Annotated in this window: 1 protein-coding gene; it reads left to right on the top strand. The window is 45.9% G+C overall.

The genetic code is table 11. The features are described 5' to 3' along the window. A partial coding sequence (locus tag Tanf_RS01535) for a transposase (RefSeq protein ID WP_046824655.1) occupies positions 1-384 on the top strand: 384 nt, incomplete at its 5' end. Between the last annotated feature and the right edge of the window lie 237 nt (positions 385-621).

Raw genomic sequence — 621 nt, 5'->3', positions numbered from 1 at the left:
GTTGATATGAAGATGTTCGCTACGGCGGCAAGCCTTGTGGGATGGTGCGGTCTGAAACCGCGTAACGATGTAAGCAACGGGCGTTTCAAAAGCAGAAAAGTGACACACGGAAACAGATACCTCAGACAAATATTGATCGAAATTGCATGGGCTGCATCACGAACCCGAAACTGTTTCTTCTCTCATTTCAGCTACCTCCAAACTACCGTCAAGAAAAAGAACAAAATGAAGATCCAGGTGGCCATCGCCCGGAAAATACTCGTTGCCGTATGGCACATGCTCTCCAAAGAAGAGGATTTCATTGACATTTATCTCAAAAGGCAGGAAGAGTTGAAAAGAACAGAAGGACAAATCAAACTGCTTGAATCGTATATGGCCGATTAGCCATTTGATATACCTTTCGGTGCCACGTAATTACCTTTGTGGTGCACAGAGTAGCCCGTTTCGCAAATTTACAGATACACCGGAAGGAGTCGGACACCGGCATAAGCTACCCAAGCTTGTAGAGGAAAGTAACATACTTATATTCGCAATCTCCGAGACACACCGACCGTCACGGAGCCAACAGTCGTGTGTTATAGTCACCCAAACAACCGAATTTGGGAGGGATTGAGCAGCAAT

Origin of the sequence: Tannerella forsythia, from assembly GCF_001006485.1 — a bacterium.
Lineage (GTDB): Bacteria > Bacteroidota > Bacteroidia > Bacteroidales > Tannerellaceae > Tannerella > Tannerella forsythia.
Note: the sequence above shows the minus strand (reverse complement) of the source record. Positions and strands in the feature narration are given on the sequence as shown.